The following is a 22,254-nucleotide window of genomic DNA, read 5'->3' on the forward strand; positions in this document are numbered from 1 at the left end:
AATATTGTAAATAATGTTTATTATCAAATATTATTTGATAATAATTCAAACCATAGCCGCTTTTTCCCCTCTCTGACAAGCCCTACCATAGCACCATCTTTTGTTGACCCAGCCCCAATTTACGGAGAACCCCCATGTCACATGAAATCATTAAAGAGTTAGAAGCACGCTACACCACCAAACAATACGATGCGGAAAAACGCATTTCAGCGGACGATTTGGCCGTCATTTACGAAAGTCTTCGCCTATCAGCGTCTTCCATTAACTCACAACCATGGAAATTTGTTGTTATTGAAAGTGATGCTGCCAAGCAGCGCTTCCATGACACCTTTGCCAACAAATTCCAATTTAATCAGAAGCACGCCAAAACCGCGTCTCACATTGTTTTATTTGCTCATAAAACCCATTACAGCCGTGATGATTACGCCAAAGTGATTGATCAGGACGTTAAAATTGGTCGTACCTCTGAGGAAAATCGCGAACAAGCTTTTGGTGCTTTTGCCTTTGTTGATATGAACACAGATGAACAAGGTAACAATGCCGCTTGGACTAAAGCACAAACCTACATTGCTTTTGGTAATACCTTGCACACCTTAGCGCGTCTTGGTATCGACTCTACGCCGATGGAAGGTGTGGATCACGAACTAATCAGCGAATTGTTTGCCGACGAACTAGAAGGTTACCAATGTGACGTTGCTCTCGCCATGGGCTACCGTGATGAAACTAACGACTACAACGCGCCACTGCCTAAATCACGTTTGGCAGCAGCAGACGTCGTCAAAGTACTATAAGCAAAGCAAGATTCCGTTCCCTTTTTAAAGCAGGCCATAAGGCCTGCTTTTTTTTAGACTAGTGAGTCATCCCGCTGCCACCAGCAACAGCAATATTGTAAGGAACACCATCCACCTCAATTGAACCAATTTCTTCCATAGTTTCCGTGTTTACACGATGAATCAGTCCAGAATTAGGATCCGTAACCAGCAATTCGTTACCCGCTACTGCTAAGCGTGGTCTCGGATTATTCCAATGTCCATCCATACTGTAGGGTTCTGTAACCTGAAAACTTTTTTCTATCTCTGCATTAATCAGGTTTACTTGATTAATTCGACCGTCTTCTGTCATGACATAACCGTATTGGATCCTGACAGGGTCCAGAATAAAATCAACACGTCGAAATGGTAATTCAATTAATGAAAATGCCGGTGTTGCTGTTGGATCAATCACAACTACTGCATTTTTACCATAGCTGCCTAAAAACGCCTGATATGACTTTACGCCCAATAAATGCCCTGTCATTTCCCCTTCAGGAAAATTATCTGGGTACGTTAGCATTCTATAATTCGTTGTTGCTCCTTTGCTTTTTTTCGCAACCAGCACTCCGCTTTTACAACCAAAAGCTAAATATTTACCTGAAAATGCTTCACCGTGTAAATTCGTACATTGTGTTAATTTGCTGGTTGGATTCCCTTCTTTACTCAAAGACTGCACACCGATTCTAGGTGGCGCTTTCCCTTCTTCTACAACATCACCGGCCACACTCGTTATCCAGCCTTTAGCCCATGGAACAACCACTCCATGATGAGCTTTGTTTTGCATGATTATCCTATACTCAACATTTCCTTCAGAAAGCTCATGACTATCAACAATCGTTGCGTAACTACCTTTATTCATATTAATGGAAATAGAACCATCATGCTCAATCAGGTGAAATGGCCGCTCTCCTTTCAAGCTCAATGAAACCGCTTCAGGAGCAGTTATCTCAATATCAGAATGCTCGCCATGGTCGTGAAAGCTAATTCCTGATCGAATGAAATTCACCTGATTATCATCAGACTGTATAGCCGCAATAGCCGAGCCTTTCGCAACGGGATACAGTTTTACCTGACCAGCCGTTTTAAACGTCCACTTTTTGTCGGGTTGATTCAAATTAAATGCTGTCACTTGCCCAGCCTGATGGTCTCCCACAAACACCCTATAAAGAGTAATGTCTTCATTGTGATGATCCGCGTATACAGGAACACCAAAACTTAGTGCCAGTAAACCAGCACCACTCAACTTTTTAATCATTACGTTATCTCCACCCAACCTATCAATGTTATAACATAACAATATAGTTAAAAAAACTGATTTTATTCCCTACTAACTAAAATCCCCATATCGTTTTGCAACATGGGGATTCTCTGTAAGGAACAGTAAAATTAGAGTTTTACCTGCAAAATGCCTTCAATCACTTCCCTAAGTTGTTGTTGGATAAAGGGTAACTTACTTTGATCCAAGTGATATTCGTTTTGCTGGGCGGCGCTTTCGTCGAGGTAAGTGGCTTGAGACAGTTCCAACTGAATGGCGTGTATGCCGTTTTCTGGTTGGCCAAATTGGCGAGTGATGTAGCCGCCTTTAAAACGACCATTGAGCACTTGCGTGTAATGTGGGCCAAGTAATTGCGTCAATAGACTGGGCAATTGTATATCGCATGATTCACCGTCATTTGTACCCCAATTAAAGTCCGGCAATTGTCCTTCAAACAACATAGGCACTTCGGCGGCAATGCTGTGAGCATCAAACAAAATGGCATAACCAAACTTGTCTTTCAGGCGAACTAACTCTTTGGCAATGGTAGCGTGATAAGGGCGCCAGATTTGCTCTTTGCACGCTTGGCGGTGCGCTTCTGAGGGCGTTTTCCCTGCTTCAAAAACAGCTTGATCAACAAACAAAATATCAGGAAACAAGCCCGTGGTTTTGGTCTCATAAAGCGGCTTGTCGTCGTAAGGGCGATTCAAATCAATAACATAACGTGAATAGTTGGCTTTAATGCAACCGACGCCCAAGTCAGCCAGATTGCCGTATAGCTCTGGAATAAACCAATCCGTATCCGGCAGTTTAGCGGCCAAATCCGTCAACCCCGCCGCCACTTCTGGGGTTACATTGAGACCCGAATGGGGCATGCTGACCAATAATGGAGAATCTCCTTGGGTAAACTCGAACGGAGACTCAATAGAAGTCACAGATTCACTCATGATGTTAATTTCCCCTGCTGAATGCGCTGTTTCAATAACTGACCGCCCAACCAATAGCACAGCTCACCTGGGCTTTCCACATCCCAGCACACAAAGTCCGCCGCTTTGCCAACCGCTAAAGAGCCGTGTGTCTCTTCGATACCAAGGGCTTTTGCCGCATGAATAGTGGCACCGGCCAAGGCTTCTTCTGGCGTTAAAGCAAACAAAGTACAGGCCATGTTCATCATCAAACGTAACGATAACGCAGGTGACGTACCTGGGTTCGCATCAGTGGCAATGGCCATCGGCACCTGATATTGACGTAACCAAGCAATAGGCGGCTTTTGAGTTTCTTTTAAGGTGAAAAACGCCCCCGGCAACAAAACCGCCACAGTACCTGACTCGGCCATGGCTTGGACATCTGCCTCTTCAATGAACTCAATGTGATCCGCCGACAACGCCTGAAACGACGCCGCCATGCGAGTACCGCCTTGTGAAGTCAGCTGCTCAGCGTGAATTTTGACGGGCAAACCCAAAGCGTTGGCTTTTTCAAAATAACGTGCCACCTGCTCAGTACTAAAAGCAATGCCTTCACAAAAAGCGTCCACCGCATCCGCTAACCCTAGGTCAGCTATTTGCGGTAAAACCTCTTCGCACAAATAGTCTATGTAAGCGTCTTTGTCAGCAAACTCAGATGGCATAGCGTGAGCCGCCAGACAAGTCCGTTTCACCTGTATCGGTAATTGTTCCTCTAATTGCCCGGCAACCCGTAGCATTTTGAGTTCGCTTTGCAGAGACAAACCATATCCGGATTTGATTTCGACCGTGGTCACACCATCTTGAATGAGACTGCTCAAACGACGTTTGGCTGACGACAATAGACTCGCTTCACTGGCCTCACGAGTAGCCTTTACAGAGGCAGCAATGCCGCCACCTTGTTTAGCAATGTCTTGATAGCTGACACCGTTCAAACGCTGCTCAAATTCCCCAGCACGATTGCCACCAAACACTAAGTGCGTGTGACAATCAATTAGACCTGGTGTGACCCAACCACCCGCAAAGTCTTGCTCCTGCTGAGCCTCATAAGGGGGCAGTTTGGTCATGTCATCAAGCCACACAATGCGCCCGTCCCGAACACCAATAGCAGCGTTTTCAATCACTGAATAATGCCCATCTTGCATGGTCGCTACATGAGCACCATACCAAAGGCTGTCTAGCATTAAAGGGCCATCTGTGTGTCCCACAACATGAGTCATAGGGTCTCCTTTAGGCCACACTTGGTAATAAACCCGATGGCATCGCCCCATTGTGAGCCGCTTCTTTTAGCAACTCATTGGCCTTGGCAATGTCTGGAGCAAAATAACGGTCTTTGTCGTAAAACGGCACTCGAGCACGTAATGTCGCGCGAGCCTGTTCTAATTTTTCGGTTGATTTCAACGGTGCACGAAAATCCAGACCTTGTACGGCAGACAGGATTTCAACCGCCAAAATACCACGCGTGTTTTCCGCCATGTCTTTCAGACGGCGAGCGGCGAACGTCGCCATAGACACATGGTCTTCTTGGTTTGCCGACGTGGGCAAACTGTCCACTGAGGCAGGGTGAGCATAGGTTTTGTTTTCACTGGCCAAGGCCGCTGCTGTCACTTGTGCGATCATGAAGCCTGAGTTCACACCACCATTGTCTACTAAGAAAGGCGGCAATTTACTTAGATTACTGTCGATCAATAACGCCATACGACGCTCAGACAAACTGCCGATTTCTGCGATTGCTAAGGCCAGATTATCGGCCGCCATGGCTACAGGCTCCGCGTGGAAGTTACCACCAGAAATGATGTCACCTTCGGCAGCAAACACCAAAGGGTTATCCGACACTGAATTGGCTTCCACACATAGGGTTTTGGCGGCGTTACGAATTTGTTCTAAACACGCTCCCATTACTTGTGGCTGACAACGCAATGAATAAGGGTCTTGTACTTTCTCACAGCCCTGATGCGAATCCCCCAATTCACTACTGTCACCCAATAAATGGCGATAAGCGGCGGCGGCATCTATTTGAGTCTGATGACCTCGAACTTCATGAATACGCGCATCAAATGGACTACGACTGCCCAACGCGGCTTCTACCGATAGCGCACCACAGGTGACAGCGGACGCAAACAAATCTTCTGCTTCAAACAAGCCTTCTAATGCAAAGGCCGTCGACGCTTGCGTACCATTCAGTAGTGCCAAACCTTCTTTTGGCGCTAGGGTAATGGGCGACAAACCCGCCACTGCCAACGCTGCTTGACCTGAAATGATCTCACCACGGTAACGGGCTTGACCTTCACCCAATAAGATCGTGCTCATGTGCGCCAATGGTGCCAAATCACCCGATGCGCCAACAGAGCCTTTTTTCGGAATACATGGGTACACTTCTTTATTGATCAAGGTAATCAAGGCTTCGATGACTTGCAAACGGATACCAGAAAAGCCACGAGCCAAACTGTTCACTTTCAAAGTCATGATCAGCTTCACCGTGCTGTCATCCATTAACTCACCAATACCGGCGGCGTGTGACAAGACAATACTGCGTTGCAGTTCTTCCAAATCGTCTGGCGCGATACGGGTATTCGCCAGTAGACCGAATCCCGTATTAATACCGTAGACCGTTCTGTCTTCGGCAATGACATCATTCACCACTTGTGTGCTGGCATGAATGGCGGGGATAGCCTGCTCATCTAAACTCAGTTGAACTGACTGGCGGCTAATTTGGCGTAGCTCATGAAGGCTCAATTGACCTGGCTTTATTTTTAATTCAAACATGGTGTTCCTCAATCTGTATTGTTAGTTTTTCATCTGCGTCTCCATATCGAAACACCTGTTATCACAGGTCCTTAGCCGCAAATAAAAAACCTACCGAGCAAGAGGCTCCCCCTTACTCGGTGTCTGTTTGTGTGTGATTACTTGCCAGTAATCATTGGCAGATTTAAGTTTTGTTCTTTGGCACAATCGATCGCGATATCGTAACCCGCGTCCGCATGTCGCATCACGCCCGTTGCTGGGTCATTGGTCAATACACGGGCGATACGTGCCGCAGCGTCGTCGCTGCCGTCACACACAATCACCATGCCCGAGTGTTGGGAAAAGCCCATGCCGACACCTCCACCATGATGTAAAGACACCCAAGTGGCACCCGAAGCCGTATTCAACATGGCGTTCAATAAAGGCCAATCCGATACAGCATCCGAGCCATCTTGCATGCCTTCGGTTTCCCGGTTCGGACTGGACACAGAACCGGAATCAAGATGATCTCGACCAATCACAATCGGCGCTGACAATTCGCCTGATCTGACCATTTCATTAAAAGCTAGACCTAACTTAGCCCGCTGCCCAAGACCAACCCAACAGATACGCGCTGGTAAACCTTGGAATTGAATACGTTCACGGGCCATGTCTAACCAGTGATGCAAATGCGCGTCATCTGGAATCAGCTCTTTTACTTTAGCATCGGTTTTGTAAATGTCTTCTGGGTCACCTGACAAAGCGGCCCAACGGAAAGGACCAATGCCACGACAAAACAGCGGACGAATATAAGCTGGTACAAAACCTGGGAAATCAAAGGCGTTTTCTACCCCTTCTTCCATCGCCATCTGACGAATATTATTACCATAGTCAAAGGTCGGAATGCCCATTTTCTGGAACGCCAACATGGCTTCCACGTGTTTCGCCATCGACTGTTTTGCCGCTTTCACCACAGCCTGTGGCTCGGTTTGTGCCTTCTCGCGATACACTTCCCAGCTCATGCCTAATGGCAAATAGCCATTTAATGGATCATGGGCTGAGGTTTGGTCAGTGACCATATCTGGACGAATACCACGTTTTACCATTTGCGGTAACACCTCGGCGGCGTTACCGCAAAGCGCGATAGACACGGCCTTGCCTTCCGCTGTGTATTTTTTAATGCGCGCCATCGCATCGTCTAAATCCGTTGCTTGCTCATCCACATAACGAGTACGCAAACGAAAATCGATACGACTTTGCTGGCATTCGATGTTCAATGAGCAAGCACCCGCCAAGGTCGCTGCCAAGGGTTGTGCGCCACCCATGCCACCTAAACCTGCGGTTAACACCCAACGACCAGTTAGGTCACCATCATAATGCTGACGGCCCGCCTCAACAAACGTCTCATAAGTGCCTTGCACTATGCCTTGGCTACCAATGTAGATCCACGAACCTGCTGTCATCTGACCATACATTGCCAAACCTTTGGCATCCAACTCATTGAAGTGTTCCCAGTTCGCCCAATGAGGCACTAGGTTAGAATTGGCAATCAACACTCGCGGCGCATTTGAATGGGTCTTAAATACCCCGACAGGTTTACCCGATTGCACCAATAGGGTTTCGTCTTCTTCCAAACTCGTTAATGACTCAACAATTTTGTCATAACATTCCCAATCCCTCGCCGCACGACCAATACCGCCATACACGACAAGCTCTTCTGGGTTTTCAGCCACATCCGGATCAAGGTTATTCATGAGCATGCGCATGGGCGCTTCGGTAAACCAGGACTTTGCCGTTATGGTGCTCCCAGTCGCGGCTTTTACTACGCCAGCTCGGTAACGTTTATGAGGAGTATTAGAATGAGCCATGTTAATCACCTTTTGGTCATTTTAGTCATTTGATTCTTTAAATGTATATACAACTTAAAGCAAAGATAGTGAGTTCGTTTTTAAGATGCAAGTAATTTTTCGAGCAAATCTGCGAAAACCTTCACATAAACAGAGCCATTAAAAACCCAGAACCAGACAAACCAAATAAAATCAGTGACATATCAAGAGGATAAAAACCATCCAGTATTGAAGATAAAATTACAACTTGTATATACAATATTTTTTGAATTAGACTTGAAGGGTTAACATTAACTAGGCTAAAGACGATGCACCACACTCAACCGATCCAACACTTTTTTGCCAAACAGGCGTTGCTACAAACTGGCTGGGCTGAAAATGTGCTGTTTGCCGTCCAAGAGGGTCACTTTCTGTCGGTCACGGCAAACAGTCAGGCGACAGCAGACAGCACCTTATTGTCTGGCCCAGTCTTACCCAGCATGCCAAATTTGCACTCCCACGCCTTTCAGCGAGTCATGGCAGGCATGGCGGAAGTCTGCTTGAACCCTGATGACAGCTTCTGGAGTTGGCGTGACCTGATGTATAAGATCGTACGAAAGCTCTCACCTGAGGACGCAAGAATCATCGCCAGCCAGCTTTATATCGACATGCTAAAAGCCGGTTATACACAAGTGGGGGAATTTCATTATTTGCATCATGATCTCGATGGACAGCCTTATTCCGACCCAGCCGAAATGTCGAAACAGATACTGGCCGCTGCGGACGAGTCCGGCATCGGGCTCACCTTATTGCCCGTCCTCTATGCTCACTCAGGCTTTGGTGGACAAGAACCAAATGCTGGACAAGCACGCTTTGTCCATTCCACCGACGACTACCTCGCGCTTTTTCAACAATGTGAACACAGCTTAAAATCACATCCCTTGCACCAGATGGGAGTTTGTTTCCATTCACTAAGAGCGGTAACCAAAGAACAAATACAACAGGTTCTGCCTGCATTGGATTCACACTACCCCATTCATATCCACATTGCCGAGCAACAAAAAGAAGTGAATGACAGCTTGGCATGGAGTGGTCAACGACCGGTTGAATGGCTGCACGATGAAATCGGTTTAAACGAACGCTGGTGCTTAGTCCACGCCACTCATCTAAACCATGACGAACTCACTGCGATCGCTCAGCTGGGTGCCGTTGCAGGACTATGCCCAACCACAGAAGCGAATCTAGGGGATGGTATTTTTCCCGCCACAGCGTTTGAACAAGCCAATGGACGTTGGGGCATTGGCTCAGACAGTCATGTCAGCTTGTCATTGGTGGAAGAACTACGCGTGTTGGAGTACAGCCAACGATTACGAGATCAGCAGCGCAATCGACTTTATCGTCAACAGGAAAACCGAGTTGGTGACCACCTCTACCAACAAGCTTTGCTGGGCGGCAATCAAGCGTGTCATGTGTCTTTGGGCTTGCAAGCCAAACACCGCGCAGACTTTATTGTGCTCGATCCAAACTCGCCCTTTGTCGCGGCCAGTCAACCAAAAGACTTGATCAACCGTTGGCTATTCGCCACTAACGAAAACCTAATCAAGGATGTTTTTGTGGCGGGACAACACACCATTAAGAATTTTCATCATGAACAAGAAGAACAGCACAAAGCCGACTTTATCAAGGTCATTAAAAAGGTGATTTACAATGCTGAATGACACGTCGATCTTCGCGATGCTACAACAAGCAGATTTCCCAATCGTGCCTTGGAAAAATGGTTTAGGGCAGACCCGAGACATTGCCAGCCTATCGGATGAGCAAGGTTTACGATACCGCATCAGTCAAGCGTCTGTGGTAGAGAATGGTTTATTCTCAGACTTTCGTGGTTTACACCGAACACTGGTGCTGCTTTCGGGTCATGGACTCGCCATGACACACCAGAATGAGCAAGGTATGCAGCATGTTCAGCTAACTAAAATATTAGAGATGGCGCACTTTTCAGGCGGTGACCAAACCTTTGCCTCACTCACAGAAGGTCCCATTGAAGATGTGAATATTATGACTAGAGAAGCCGATACTCAGGCCGAAGTCATCGCACTGCATTCGCCCACGAAGCTAATGTTTGATCCCATTCAATCAAATACGTTACTGCACGCTATTTACTGTGCTGAGGCGTGTGAACTGTATGATGCTCACACGGATCACTTGCATGCAATTCCCGCTCACTGTTTTATCTCTCTCGTCGATATTGAGAAGGCCTCAAAAGCCCTCAATAAAAAGCGCTTTAACTTGCTCAAAGGTCAAGTCATTCAGATCCACATCATCAAATCGTCGTAGCAGGCATGATCTTAATGAGCGCCCAGATTCACTAACGTCCGAAATGACCAAACAATTGGAATCGAGATCCTGGGTGAAGTAAACGTGCCACCGTGACAATGTCTTCTCCAGACCAAGTACGACGTTTGATCTGCAAACAAGGTTCTTGGGGGGAGACTTGCAAGCGCTGGCATTCTTCCTGATTAGGCAAAATGGCTTCCACCAAATGTTCGCCTTCCGTCATGGGCGCCACGCTCATCAAGTATTCATAAGAGGTATGGGTGGAAAAATCTTGCTGATCATAGTCCGGCGCCAAACTGGCGTTGACGATGCGCTCTTCGATTTGAATGGGTAAATCGTTTTCAAAGTGCAAAATAACCGAACGAAAAATATTATGATTGGTTCTGACGCCCAAGCTAACCGCTTCTTCCACACTGGCTTTAGCGGATTCCAAAACCAAAAGTTCTGACTGATGCTGATGACCCCGAGCGGCAATTTCTTCGGCGATATTATGTACTTCAAATAACGCCGAATGCGCTTTTTTCTCTGCCACAAAGGTCCCCAGACCTTGGTGACGTACTAAGAAGCCTTCTGCCGTTAATTCACGCAACGCACGATTCACCGTCATACGGCTCACGCCCAAGGCTTTGACCACTTCCAGTTCCGACGGAACACGCTGATTCACTGACCATTCACCAGAAGTAATCTTTAGCACAATCGCCTGTTTTAACTTGGCGTATATTGGCTGCGATACATCAGGCAGATCATCAAACAGATTCGCGACATTGATTGTAGTTGGCTCAGACACAAGGCGTTCCAGTTAGCACATGAATGTGTGCAAATTATACCGTTAGTCAACCAAAACAAACAATTACAACAACATTATATTGGCATCATCCATAGAGCTGCTAACCATGATAATCCCATTAACAAGGAAAAAATCACGCCCCATCTCGGCGTGGTTGCCGATAATCCTGCTTGTTTCTTGCGACCACGAACCATGGCGTCAATGAGTCGCTCTTTTAAATGCACCTCATGATAAAGCACGGCCAAAATGTGCACCGCCACCAGCCCCAACAACCAATTGGGCAAAAAGCGATGTATCGACACTAAAAAGCTCGCTACTTCCTCGGACACCAAGCCATTAAAAGGCCCAAACCAGAAGATATCATCACTGCTAAAGAGCCCGGTTCCCCATTGCACAGATAACACCGTCAGTAATGTCACCACCATCAAGGCGCCTAATGGATTGTGGCCAAGATACGACTTTGGTTGCCCTTGCAATAAGGATTTAGCGAATTGCCACGCCCGCTTTGGCCCTCTTACAAATTGTTGAAATAAGGCATAACGAGAACCCAAAAAACCGTATAACACCCGAGCGATAATGACGCTTGATAAGCCATAACCAAAGTAGAAGTGGTACTGAAGGTAATCTTCTTCCGCCTTGCCTGTGATGATCAAGCCCGTAAATAACACCACCATTAACCAATGACTTAGTCGTACTGGCCAATCCCAAACCAATGTTGATTTCATTTTCATCCCCTGCCCGTTTTGAAAGTCCCATCTTTATATTTGTAAAACAATTAGATTAAGGAAGGTACGAATAAGTCTACTATTCACATTCGGTGCTCGCCTCGAATAACAGGCTTTTATCCAGATGCTGAGGCAAGAGAGCTTGTTCACACCTTCCTTAAACACTATGCTACAAAAGTCACCTTAGGAAAATCCCCGCATGACCTATTGTCAAAAGCGAGAGATCAAACCAATGATGACCACCATGCTTTAACCATCAGTTTTTAACCAACGCGCTGTCACTAAAACGTGTTTGAAACGAAAAGTAGGCTGAAGTTCAATATGATTTTATTCGTGTTTGTTCTCGTGTGTTTAGGGCTATTACTGACCTTCTATGCCAATATCTTTAAGGGGCGTTTTTTCAAACGCCATCATTTGTTGGTGGACTTAGACCTAGAAACGGTTAACGAACACCTACAAGACCTTAATAACTGGACAGATTGGTTGCCTTGGCTGCTGTTTGAAAAACAAGCGAAGATAGATTTTGAATACGCCAACCCATTATCCCCCTTGCCATCTTGTTTAGTCTGGCGAGGGAATTTGATCAAACAAGGCTCGGTGTCTTTAGAAGCCTCTCGGCCTAATGCTCAGTATTACCACACTCTGGTTGAGGCCCCTGCTTTTTACCCTTGTGATTTTCACTTCAACTTAGACCTAACAAAGCAAAAACACGGCACCTTAATCAGCTTTCAAGTAACTGGCAAATTGCCTTTTTTTCAGCGCTGGCAACAGGGTGATTATGGGATTCGCGCGGATAAAGACGCGGAATTGGCGATGTTGTTGCTCAATGCCGCCCTGCAGACAAAAATGCTGGACGACAACCACGATGTGCTGCCCTTTGAATTCTTAGCGAACACTCAACTCGACAATTTGGATGCCGTCACAAGACCATTTACTGTCAATCACCAACCCATGTCACAAAAAATGGATCAAGGGTTTCATGATTTAATAACCACCTTAGGGCCAGAAAATCCACCCGCCGGTCCCAGCTTTGCGTTATACCGACAAGTCGACTTAGCCAATCATGTCTTTACTGGCCGTTTGGGGATTCCTGTGCAAAACATGACGCCTTGTGAACTCTGTCCTGAGCGCATCGTGTTACCCGGTGACTATTTGGCCTTACGCTACACTGGACGTTATCAACATTTGTCTGTGGCTTGGCATGTACTCTACCAATTTATGCGACTGCATAAGCTTAAGCCTCATCGCCGCCGCGAAGGCATCGAAATTTTTGAAGTCGGCCCTGCGCATGCTGAACAACCTAAGCACTATGTCACTCGCATTTGCTTGCCAATTAAAACATTGGCCTGAGGCTCATTTTATGGGACAGTTTGAGCTCCATGTTGTTTTATTCGGTTAAAAATCATTATGTCAAAATCGCCTACATTCCTTGCCCTTATCGACAGTTTGGTTCGCATCCTACTGACCATCATCATTTTTTATACTGTGAACTATTTTTTTGCCGTTGAAAACACACTCATCCTGGCGCTCGTTTCAGTGGTTATTGCCCATGTGGTTTTTCGAAGCTTCCTCGGTTTATTACGTCGTCAAAAACCACCACACGAAGCAGACTCAGAATAACAGTAAAACCAATACCCCCTGATCAGCACGACATAGGCTCAATGGATGAATCACCTTGTCGTTTAGATTCATTCGACAAGAGTTAGCTATGAACACACTATACCCACAACACCTTTCTTCTCTTATGCAGCGCTATGAGAATGCCATGGCGCACTTTGAGTTAGACGCAATTGTCATTGCATCAGGGCACAAAACCTATTATTTCCAAGACGATCACAGTCATCCCTTTCACGGCTATTCAGGGGCACAACAATGGCTGCCATTTGACATTAGTGCAGACACCTTCCTGATTATCCAGCCTGGGCAAAAACCTACTTTAGTCTGGCCAGTTCGGGACGATTTCTGGCATACCCCTAATCCCATCCCTGAAGGAGAATGGCAGAATCATTGGCATATTACCCCTGCACGTCGTGACGATAAATGGTGGCAAAGTCTGCCTAAGCAATCCGCTTGGCTTGGACCAAAGCCAGACTTAGAAAAATGGGATATTGCCTCTTGTGATGGCTTAAACGCCTACGTCGATTTTGCCAAAGCAGTAAAAACACCGTTCGAAATCCAAGCGCTACAACGAGCCAGCCAAGCCGCCGTCCATGGTCACCTTGCGGCCAAGCAGGCATTTTTGGCAGGCCAAAGCGAATTGGATATACATCTGGCATTTTTATCAGCGAGTCAACAGACTTCGGCTCAAGAGCCTTACCCTGGTATTGTGGGATTAAACGAGCATGCCGCCGTTTTGCACTATGAACACAAAGCCAGTCATGCCATACCGAACTCTCGTACCCTGCTGATTGATGCCGGTGCCAGCTGTCATGGCTATGCCAGTGACATTACCCGCACCTATACACGTCACCAAGACGATTTCTCTGCTCTGATAACAGGACTAGATGCCTTAGAGCAAAGCCTATGCCAGCAAGCCGTAACTGGGGTGGCATTTCGAGACTTACACCAGTCCTGTTTAGTCGGTGTGGCGCAGCTGCTGAACGACCATAAAATCTGTTCATTAAGCATGGAAGAGCAACTTGAAAAACGCATTCCGCAAGTCTTCTTTCCTCACGGTTTGGGGCATTTACTAGGTCTGCAGGTACACGATGTGGGGGGCCATCAAGTTGATACATCAGGACAGCTGAGTTTGCCTGATGATCAGGCTCCCTTTCTACGACTCACTCGAACCCTAGAAGAAGACATGGTCATCACCATTGAACCTGGTCTGTATTTCATTCCTATGTTAATCGAGAAGATGCAAGCCGACGTCGCTCACCATGGTTGTGATTTAGAACGCATCCAACATTTTATACCCTATGGTGGTATCCGTATTGAGGATAATCTGCAGATCAAATCTGGGTCTTCAGTCAATTTAACCCGTGACGCTTTTCACGCAATCGACTCTGACTAATGCAAAGGAAAACGGCCCGTTACTAGAGCAAGAACAGAAAGGCGTGATCTAGACTTTCGTTTGAATACGGTTTCAGGCCACCCTGTTCTCCAAATTATGAGGGGAAAATGGTTTTTTCGTGTCGAAATGCCATTTTTCCCAATGTAGCCTATGACGACCCCCCTCTAAAATGAGTAAAATATGACACTTGATAGTGCCTTTTCACGTTCACTACTCATAAGCTAAATAATCGACCTATCCGATTATCTATTCGTTCTAATACATAACATTATAATAATATTTCGACCTTAGTTGATGTGCTTAACTAAGGCTAACCGGAGACAGCATGAAAAAAACAACAATAGCACTACTAGCCGCTATATCATTCTCATCAACTGCCAGTGTCGCAGCCTACCCAGATAAAGACATCCAAGGTGTCATTATGTGGGGAGCCGGTGGCTCAACGGATACCGTCATGCGCTCCGTCGCACCTTATGCAGAAGAAGCATTGGGCACAGACCTCATCCTAACCAACAAAAGTGGTGGTGTTGGCGCGATTTCAATGAAATACGTGAACAAGAAAAAAGCCGATGGCTACACCTTGCTAATGGGGGCTGAAAACCCTCAAATGCACAAAGTGCTTGGTCTATCAAATATCGACTACAGTGACATGGTACCGGTGGCCATTCTTGCCCGTGGTGTCCCCATGATGGTGGCAAGAAACGATGCGCCTTATAACACCATGCAAGAGTTTATCGATTACGTAAAAGCTCACCCAGGTGAAGTGAAAATCGGCTCCACAGGGAAAGGCGGCTTGCCTTCCATCATCATGGCGATGATTGATTCGCAAGTAAAACTGGATTACATCAACATTCCATACAAGGGTGACGGTCCAGCTTTAACCGCCCTACAAGGCAACGCAATCGATGTCATGCCTGCAGTATTGGGGGCGACAAAAGAACAAATCAAAGCGGGTCGTATGAAAGCCATCGGTCTGATCGATAATCAAGCGAACCCTATGCTACCTAACGTGGCTCCGATCACGGACACACTTCCAGGCCTAAACAGCTACCTTCCTTGGGGACCTTTCTTTGGTGTTTTCGTTCGCAAAGGTACGCCTGATGAAGCGGTTAATCAATTAACCAGTGCTTTCTCAACGGCTGGAGAAAGAGAGGAATTTACCTCTATGATGTCTAATCGCGGTTACTCTGTGATGAACATTTCTGGGCAAGAAGCGGTCGACTTTTTAGACACTTACCGCTCAGTTTCATCGTGGTTGGTTTACAAAGCGGGCGTTGGCAAATTCTCTCCTGAGAAGTTCGGCATCCAAAAACCGTAATAAGCGATTGTTCTTCGCTATCACTCAAGAGGCATCCTTTTTTAATAAGCGATGTCTCTTCTCAATTCTGTTTTATCTGGAGACGTCATGTCCAGTCATGAACCTACCCCTAAAACACGTAAACCGGGTGAACGTCTTTTCACTTTTTTACTGGTCATCGGCAGTGTGTACTTGTTTTGGCAGGCGTATCAGATTGCCGGTTTCAGTGATCTAAGCTCGGCAGGCGCATTTCCCATGGCAACAGCCGCGACGATGATTTTGGCTGCCTGCTTTATCTTCGTGAATACGTTAAAACGGCCTGCCAGCCATAACACACATTTCTTCACTCACTGTTTTCCGCCTATCGTAGCAATGATCATGGCGTTAATCTTAGTCTATGCTGTGGTACTAGAAAGCCTTGGTTTTATACTGTCTAGTTTTGTTTTTTTATTTATCACCATTCAATGTCTCTATCGTCGCAGAGTGTTAACGACACTGGCCATCAGCCTTTTCGCCCTCATCATGGTTTACATTGTGTTTCGTCTCATTTTTCAAGTTGTGCTGCCTGAAGGCATTGTGCCTGAACGCGATATCATCGCCTCAATAACCGCCTTATGGAGATAATCGACTTATGGACGCTTTGAACTATTTCGCCATGTCTTGGCTTTCACCTGAATTATTGGCGCTGACGGCTCTTGGTACTTTTTTAGGTATTTATGTCGGTGCGATTCCTGGGCTGTCGGTCACCATGGCCGTTTCCATTTTAATTTCCTTTACCTTCTCATGGGATGTGAACAACGCGCTTTGCTTAATGGTTGGCGTGTATATGGGCGGCGTTTATGGCGGTTCTCGTACGGCAATTTTACTGAATATTCCCGGCGCCCCTTCAGCCATTGCAACCGCCCTAGACGGTTATCCACTCGCTAAAAAGGGTCTGGCAGGCGAAGCCATCGGCTTATCCACTGTGATGTCTGTCGTGGGTGGCTTTATCGGGATATTGGTTCTGGCATTAGCGGCCCCCTCTATTGCCGACTTTGCCATTACCTTCCAACCTCGTGATTACATGATGTTAGGGATTTTAGGCATCATGCTAGTGGGATCATTATCCGGTAGCAGTTTAGCAAAAGGGATTTTTGCCGGTGCCTTTGGCTTATTAATTGGCACCGTTGGTTTAGATCCGATGACAGCCGATGAGCGCTTCACTTTTGGCGTAATCGAACTTTGGGATGGCATCAATCCTGTGGCAGTGATGATTGGTTTGTTTGGTATTTCTGAAGCCTTACATCAACTGCAACATATGAACAAAGCCGTCATCAAACAAAAAATCTCTCGTATCATTCCTAGACTCTCAGATGTCAAAAAATATCTACCACTAAGCGTAAGAACCTCGTTTATTGGCGTGATTGTTGGCGCCTTACCTGGAACAGGGGGCGACATTGCAGCTTTGATGGCTTACGACCACGCAAAACGCTCAACCAAGAAACCCGATGTCGCATTTGGTGAAGGCGCGAAAGAAGGCCTTATTGCGCCAGAATCAGCCAATAATGCCGCTGTTGGTGGTGCCTATATTCCCATGCTGACGCTCGGCATACCGGGAGATGCCGTCACTGCCGTATTCATCGGTGCCTTGTTCATTCATGGTTTGAATCCCGGTCCATTATTGATGGTTGAACAACCGCATATGTTCTGGTTCACCGTGGGCAATTTAACCTTGGCCAATATTTTTATTCTCATTTTTGGTTTAACTGGCATCAAGTTATTCTCAAAGATAGTGGAGTGCCCAAAAGGCATTTTAATCCCACTCATCTTCCTCTTGTCTATTGTTGGCGCTTACGCTATCAACAATGCCATTACAGACGTTTGGTGGATGCTTGCCTTTGGCGTCTTTGGTTACTTTATGCGTCTTTACGGATTTCCCGTTGGCCCCATTATTTTGGGAGTAATCTTAAGTTCTTTGACGGATGAGAACTGGCGACGAGCTATTTTGACCGAACAAGGCAGCGTCATTGATCTATTCGCTCATATGTTTACCAGCCCATTATCTGTCATATTATTGATGACCATAGTGTTGATTTTATTTACTAAAACACCACTTTGGAGCAAGGTGATCAAGCCGAAATTGCTTCCTAACGCTGCATAAGGGTCTTCATTGGATCGACAGAAAATAAGGATATAAAGCCTATTAAATCAACACGCATCAAAGAGTGACACGTTGCATCGGAGCGACTATTTTAAGTGCAATTTGAATAATCGGTTATTAACATATAACTATTTGTTTTCATTGACTATTTAGTCAAGTATCACTCTTTTGAATGAGCCACTTTGGTGCGTTACATCTATCTCCAACCAAATCGGTGCATTTTTTCTATTTTGATCAATCTGGCTATTTTATAATCTACTGCAAATAAAATTGAATGCAGTACAAACTTCTAGACATTTGTTTAGTATCCAGAACATCGAACTAAACTTTCCATTTCACCAAACTATGGCCAATTTATTGCTTTTTTAAGCTTATCCCCTAGCACAACTGCATTGAGGCAGTTGAGTGAATGCAACGGAGCATTTAAAGCATGACATTAAAAAGTAAAAATATGGCGCTTTCTCCTCAGGAGTTAAGTTGGTTACCTTGGTTTGGTGCAAATGGTCGCCTCTCACTATTTCGATCTTGCTACTTAAACAAAGACACCTATCAAAGTGTTGAACAGACCTTCGAAGGCATCGCCAATACGCGTGTTAAGTTACTTGATAACTGGGTGAACAATCAGTGGTCGCAACTTGAAGTATTGTTAGAAATTATTTCTGAGCGCTTCCCCAATATTGAAACAGGCGCTCTTGAAGAACGCTTCAATATCGTCGCCGACGTCAGCGAATACTTTGTCATTGATACGGAAGGTAAGGTTCTTAATTCCACCGAAAAAAGTCGCATTGGGCAAAACGACCTACCGGCTAATGCGGTCTCGGAAGGGTTAAAAGACTACTTCTTACACGGCCCTTACATCGATCAAAACACTCTTAAAATAGGCCCTTCTAGCTCAAAATTTCATGATGCCGTCACCCTGATGTTTTATCTCCCAATTAAGCATAATGGCAACACATTAGGCGCCATTTGTGCGCGTGTACCAAACGACGTATTGGGGGATTTAATTCAACGGGAAGCTGGGCACATCTATAAAGAGTCTGGTGACAACTATTTATTTATGGTCAAACCAAACTTTGATCCTAGCATTCTTCCTGGTACGGCTTTATCCAGATCACGCTTTGAAGACAATACCTTCAGTCATGGCGAGAATCTGAAAAGCGGTGTAAACACAGACTGGGGGGTGGTCAAAGTAGCACAGCATACTGAGTTTGAAATTCGTTTTACCGATCCAGCCACTCAGCAACTGCACCCTGGTGTACGCGAAACCATTAAAAATGGCCAAAACTTGTTTGTCACTTATCCTGGTTACTCTGACTATCGACATATTCCCGTCATTGGTAAAGGCGTTACCTTTCAGCTAAAAGGCAGTCCCGATAGATGGGGCATGATGTGTGAAGGGGATTTAGAAGAAGTCTACCGACGTCGCTCCATCAACATTAAGTTAATGAAAGGCTACCTTTTCGCCTCCACTCTTCCCTTATTGATCTGCTCTGCTTTACAGGCCTTTACTGATCTCTCTGTCGCTAGCGATTTAGTCATTTCATTTGCCTGCTTATTGCTGGCAGGTGTTTTGTTTAACCGTTTAGGAACACGAAAAATCAGTCAGAATATGAGTCAAATGACCGCCGTCATTCAAGCCATTGCAGAGGGGGAAGGGAATTTAAAACAGCGCTTAAAAGGCGACCTTAGTAATGATGAAACGGGCGACATGGGCCGTTGGATGAACAGTTTTATTGATAATTTAGACAACACCATAGGTGAGGTGATTTCCGCCAGTAACAATGTGAAAAACTCCAACCAATTCATGGTTCACACCAATGAAGAGGCCAAAGACGCTTCACATTATTTGGCCTCTACGGTAGAAGACATGCTGACCATGTTCCAAAAGCAAGTCAATGAAGTTGAAAGCGCTTCTCAAACCGCAAACGATCTAAAACAAACCATGGACCAAGTGGTAGCAGGCGCACAGAAGCGTCTTGAAGATGCCAAAACAGGCACCCAAGAAATTCGCGATGTGGTCCGCACAACCGCAGAATCGGTTAAATCCTTAGATCAGAAGACCAATGAGATTGCTGGCATCATCACCACCATTTCCGATATTACGAACCAAACCAACTTATTAGCACTCAATGCTGCCATTGAAGCGGCTCGGGCTGGTGAACACGGTCGTGGCTTCTCTGTGGTTGCCGATGAGGTTCGCAGTTTGGCGTCCAAAACCGCTGAGGCCGCAGAAGAGATCCAAGCGATGCTAGAAGGCATCCAAGAGGAAACTCGTAATGCGGTGAACTTCATGGAAAAAGGAGCGGAAAACGTTGACCGTAACTTGCAAGTAAACGAGCAATCAGGCAGCGAGGACAACAACCTATACGAGTTAGTCGAGACACTTTTTAAAGCCATGTCACTGCTCAATGACAGCAACAAAGAGAACGCCAATACCGCGCAAGAAATGGGTGCCGCAACCGAGCAAATGAAACGCTCCATTGCCGCCTTACAACGACGTTCGTCACGAGTGGGATTGTCTGCCTTAAAGCTCAACTCATTAGTCGGTCAGTTCCAAGTTTCCAAGCATTAGTCACACAAGCTAGGGAAGGTACGACTAACAGGCTTTTATCCACATGCCGAGGCAAGGGACTTGTTCGCACCTTCCCTAGATTAAACGTCCTTTGTTGACGCTTAATCTAGCTTTCTTAGTACAACCAAACTTCTCGCTTTGTTGCACGCCATATCGCGCTGATGAAAATTGCACATTTCTTTGCTTGACTTATCTCTCAATATATACGAAATTTCACATATGTTATTTTTCACATATATAAAGATTTAATCTTATTATGACGCCAATACAATTTTATAAATGCTTAGCCGACGATACTCGACTTAAGTCCCTATTATTAATTTCCCAAACGGGCGAAGCCTGTGTGTGTGATCTAAAGGACGCTTTGAAATTGGATCAACCCAAAACCTCACGACATCTTGCAGAGCTACGTAAATGTGGCATTTTGCAAGATGAGCGTCGAGGAAAATGGGTCTATTACAAATTACAGGATGACCTGCCGAATTGGGCAAAAGAGGTCATTCACGAAACAGCAAAGCACAACCCAGACTACTATCAGCAAGCATTAGCAACACTTAAAGCTTGCCAAGTTGCATCAAACCGTTGTTGTTAAACACGAGGCCAATATGAAAATCCTATATATTTGTACCCATAACCGTTGTCGTAGTATTTTGTCCGAAGCCATTACCAATGGCATGGCTGGTGGCCTAATTAACGCAAAAAGTGCTGGTAGCCAACCAGCAGGCGAAGTACACCCATTATCATTGAAATACCTAGAGCAAGCCGGCTACCAAACCACAGAGCTAATCAGCCAATCATGGGATGACTTTGAAGATTTTGAGCCAGACCTAGTCATTACCGTCTGCGATTCTGCAGCAGGCGAAGCTTGCCCGCTGTATTTTGGCAAGAGTCTAAAAGTACACTGGGGGCTTAGCGACCCTTCTAAACTAGAAGGCAGTGAAGCACAACAAGAAACCGCTTTCATGGCAACCATTAAGGCGATTGAAGAACGCGTTGAACAACTCAAAACCCTTGCTCAACGTCATCTTGACGCTGAGCAACTCAAATTCGAATTGTCGATGTTGGGAGCCAAATAATGAACTCTCAAGACGCCTCTTTGCCAAACATCGATCGCGAACAATGGCGTGAAACCAGCCATGATCAATTCAGCACAACGCCAAGCACGCATAAGCCACGCATTTTATTGCTCTACGGCTCGTTACGAGAACGCTCATACAGCCGCCTAGTGGTGGAGGAATCAGCACGTTTGTTAAATGAATTCGGTGCGGAAACCCGCATTTTCAACCCACAAGGTTTGCCACAAACAGACACAGAAGATGAAAACCACCCTAAAGTAAAAGAACTTCGTGAGCTGATGATGTGGTCAGAAGGCCAAGTGTGGTGTTCTCCAGAGCGTCACGGTTCGATGAGCAGCATTTTTAAAAGCCAAATTGACTGGGTACCACTCAGCTTAGGAGGCGTTCGACCGACACAAGGCAAAACCCTTGCGGTAATGCAGGTTTGCGGTGGGTCTCAGTCCTTTAATACGGTAAACCAGATGCGTATTTTAGGTCGCTGGATGCGCATGGTGACCATCCCAAACCAGTCCTCAGTCGCGAAAGCCTTCTTGGAATTTGAAGAAGATGGTCGAATGAAACCCTCGCCCTACTACAATCGCATCGTGGATGTGATGGAAGAGCTGATGAAATTCACCTTGTTATTAAGAGATAACAACGCATTCATGGTGGACCGTTACTCTGAACGCGTCGAAAGCGCTGAGCAATTAAGCCAACGAGTAAATCAGAAATCGATTTAAACCTGACAT

20 protein-coding genes are annotated in these 22,254 nt (G+C 45.9%); 13 read left to right on the forward strand and 7 right to left on the reverse strand.

Going from position 1 to position 22,254, the window contains the following annotated elements; genetic code table 11:
* Nucleotides 1-134 precede the first annotated feature (134 nt).
* Entirely contained in the window at nucleotides 135-791 is a 657-nt protein-coding gene (locus ACHUFM_RS15405; protein ID WP_394183272.1) for a nitroreductase family protein, read from the forward strand.
* Nucleotides 792-849: 58 nt separating this feature from the next.
* On the opposite strand, the gene ACHUFM_RS15410 is transcribed toward ACHUFM_RS15405, so the two are convergent.
* The 5 genes from ACHUFM_RS15410 to hutU all read right to left on the reverse strand — a co-directional run bounded on the left by ACHUFM_RS15410 (nucleotide 850) and on the right by hutU (nucleotide 7,621).
* Nucleotides 850-2,067 (reverse strand): hypothetical protein, encoded by a 1,218-nt coding sequence (locus ACHUFM_RS15410; protein WP_394183274.1) that lies wholly within the window; start codon nucleotides 2,065-2,067, stop codon nucleotides 850-852.
* 131 nt (nucleotides 2,068-2,198) lie between these two features.
* Nucleotides 2,199-3,014, reverse strand: coding sequence for an N-formylglutamate deformylase (gene hutG / locus ACHUFM_RS15415; protein WP_394183275.1), 816 nt, complete (start codon nucleotides 3,012-3,014; stop codon nucleotides 2,199-2,201).
* A complete protein-coding gene (gene hutI / locus ACHUFM_RS15420; protein ID WP_394183276.1) occupies nucleotides 3,011-4,249 on the reverse strand; it encodes an imidazolonepropionase in 1,239 nt (412 codons plus the stop codon). The genes hutG and hutI overlap by 4 nt, the downstream gene beginning before the upstream one ends.
* A 10-nt stretch (nucleotides 4,250-4,259) precedes the next feature.
* A complete protein-coding gene (gene hutH, locus ACHUFM_RS15425) occupies nucleotides 4,260-5,795 on the reverse strand; it encodes a histidine ammonia-lyase (protein WP_394183278.1) in 1,536 nt (511 codons plus the stop codon).
* 137 nt (nucleotides 5,796-5,932) lie between these two features.
* A complete protein-coding gene (gene hutU, locus ACHUFM_RS15430; RefSeq protein ID WP_394183279.1) occupies nucleotides 5,933-7,621 on the reverse strand; it encodes a urocanate hydratase in 1,689 nt (562 codons plus the stop codon).
* 287 nt (nucleotides 7,622-7,908) lie between these two features.
* Here hutU and ACHUFM_RS15435 point away from each other — a divergent pair, with 287 nt between their 5' ends.
* Both ACHUFM_RS15435 and ACHUFM_RS15440 read left to right on the forward strand, forming a co-directional pair.
* Nucleotides 7,909-9,297 carry a formimidoylglutamate deiminase gene (locus ACHUFM_RS15435; RefSeq protein ID WP_394183280.1) on the forward strand — a complete coding sequence of 463 codons (1,389 nt, stop codon included), beginning with the start codon at nucleotides 7,909-7,911 and terminating at the stop codon, nucleotides 9,295-9,297.
* Entirely contained in the window at nucleotides 9,287-9,916 is a 630-nt protein-coding gene (locus ACHUFM_RS15440) for a HutD/Ves family protein (RefSeq protein WP_394183282.1), read from the forward strand. Before ACHUFM_RS15435 ends, ACHUFM_RS15440 begins: the two co-directional genes overlap by 11 nt.
* Nucleotides 9,917-9,947: 31 nt before the next feature.
* Here ACHUFM_RS15440 and hutC read toward each other — a convergent pair whose 3' ends face one another.
* Both hutC and ACHUFM_RS15450 read right to left on the reverse strand, forming a co-directional pair.
* On the reverse strand, nucleotides 9,948-10,703 hold the full coding sequence (gene hutC, locus ACHUFM_RS15445; protein WP_394183283.1) for a histidine utilization repressor: 756 nt from the start codon (nucleotides 10,701-10,703) through the stop codon (nucleotides 9,948-9,950).
* Nucleotides 10,704-10,777: 74 nt separating this feature from the next.
* Entirely contained in the window at nucleotides 10,778-11,428 is a 651-nt protein-coding gene (locus ACHUFM_RS15450) for a cytochrome b/b6 domain-containing protein (protein ID WP_394183284.1), read from the reverse strand.
* A 321-nt stretch (nucleotides 11,429-11,749) separates the two neighbouring features.
* Here ACHUFM_RS15450 and ACHUFM_RS15455 point away from each other — a divergent pair, with 321 nt between their 5' ends.
* The 10 genes from ACHUFM_RS15455 (at nucleotide 11,750) to arsH (ending at nucleotide 22,245) form a co-directional block, all read left to right on the forward strand.
* On the forward strand, nucleotides 11,750-12,778 hold the full coding sequence (locus ACHUFM_RS15455) for an AraC family transcriptional regulator (protein ID WP_394183285.1): 1,029 nt from the start codon (nucleotides 11,750-11,752) through the stop codon (nucleotides 12,776-12,778).
* Between the two features lie 57 nt (nucleotides 12,779-12,835).
* Entirely contained in the window at nucleotides 12,836-13,048 is a 213-nt protein-coding gene (locus ACHUFM_RS15460) for a hypothetical protein (RefSeq protein ID WP_113872734.1), read from the forward strand.
* Nucleotides 13,049-13,136: 88 nt separating this feature from the next.
* The gene (pepQ, locus tag ACHUFM_RS15465; protein ID WP_394183286.1) at nucleotides 13,137-14,441 is read left to right on the forward strand and encodes a Xaa-Pro dipeptidase; all 1,305 of its coding nucleotides are present in this window, start codon (nucleotides 13,137-13,139) and stop codon (nucleotides 14,439-14,441) included.
* A gap of 325 nt (nucleotides 14,442-14,766) precedes the next feature.
* Nucleotides 14,767-15,759: a tripartite tricarboxylate transporter substrate binding protein gene (locus ACHUFM_RS15470; RefSeq protein WP_394183288.1), complete on the forward strand. Its 993-nt coding sequence runs from the start codon at nucleotides 14,767-14,769 to the stop codon at nucleotides 15,757-15,759.
* 87 nt (nucleotides 15,760-15,846) lie between these two features.
* Entirely contained in the window at nucleotides 15,847-16,362 is a 516-nt protein-coding gene (locus tag ACHUFM_RS15475; RefSeq protein ID WP_394183290.1) for a tripartite tricarboxylate transporter TctB family protein, read from the forward strand.
* A gap of 7 nt (nucleotides 16,363-16,369) precedes the next feature.
* The gene (locus tag ACHUFM_RS15480) at nucleotides 16,370-17,878 is read left to right on the forward strand and encodes a tripartite tricarboxylate transporter permease (protein ID WP_394183292.1); all 1,509 of its coding nucleotides are present in this window, start codon (nucleotides 16,370-16,372) and stop codon (nucleotides 17,876-17,878) included.
* Between the two features lie 430 nt (nucleotides 17,879-18,308).
* On the forward strand, nucleotides 18,309-20,450 hold the full coding sequence (locus ACHUFM_RS15485) for a methyl-accepting chemotaxis protein (protein ID WP_394183293.1): 2,142 nt from the start codon (nucleotides 18,309-18,311) through the stop codon (nucleotides 20,448-20,450).
* A gap of 256 nt (nucleotides 20,451-20,706) precedes the next feature.
* Nucleotides 20,707-21,042, forward strand: a complete 336-nt coding sequence (locus ACHUFM_RS15490) for a metalloregulator ArsR/SmtB family transcription factor (protein WP_394183295.1) — start codon at nucleotides 20,707-20,709, stop codon at nucleotides 21,040-21,042.
* Nucleotides 21,043-21,055: 13 nt separating this feature from the next.
* On the forward strand, nucleotides 21,056-21,526 hold the full coding sequence (locus tag ACHUFM_RS15495) for an arsenate reductase ArsC (RefSeq protein WP_394183297.1): 471 nt from the start codon (nucleotides 21,056-21,058) through the stop codon (nucleotides 21,524-21,526).
* Nucleotides 21,526-22,245 carry an arsenical resistance protein ArsH gene (gene arsH / locus ACHUFM_RS15500; RefSeq protein WP_394183299.1) on the forward strand — a complete coding sequence of 240 codons (720 nt, stop codon included), beginning with the start codon at nucleotides 21,526-21,528 and terminating at the stop codon, nucleotides 22,243-22,245. The genes ACHUFM_RS15495 and arsH overlap by 1 nt, the downstream gene beginning before the upstream one ends.
* Nucleotides 22,246-22,254: the final 9 nt, after the last annotated feature.

It is taken from the genome of Marinomonas posidonica (assembly GCF_043643765.1).
Taxonomy (GTDB): Bacteria; Pseudomonadota; Gammaproteobacteria; order Pseudomonadales; family Marinomonadaceae; genus Marinomonas; species Marinomonas posidonica_A.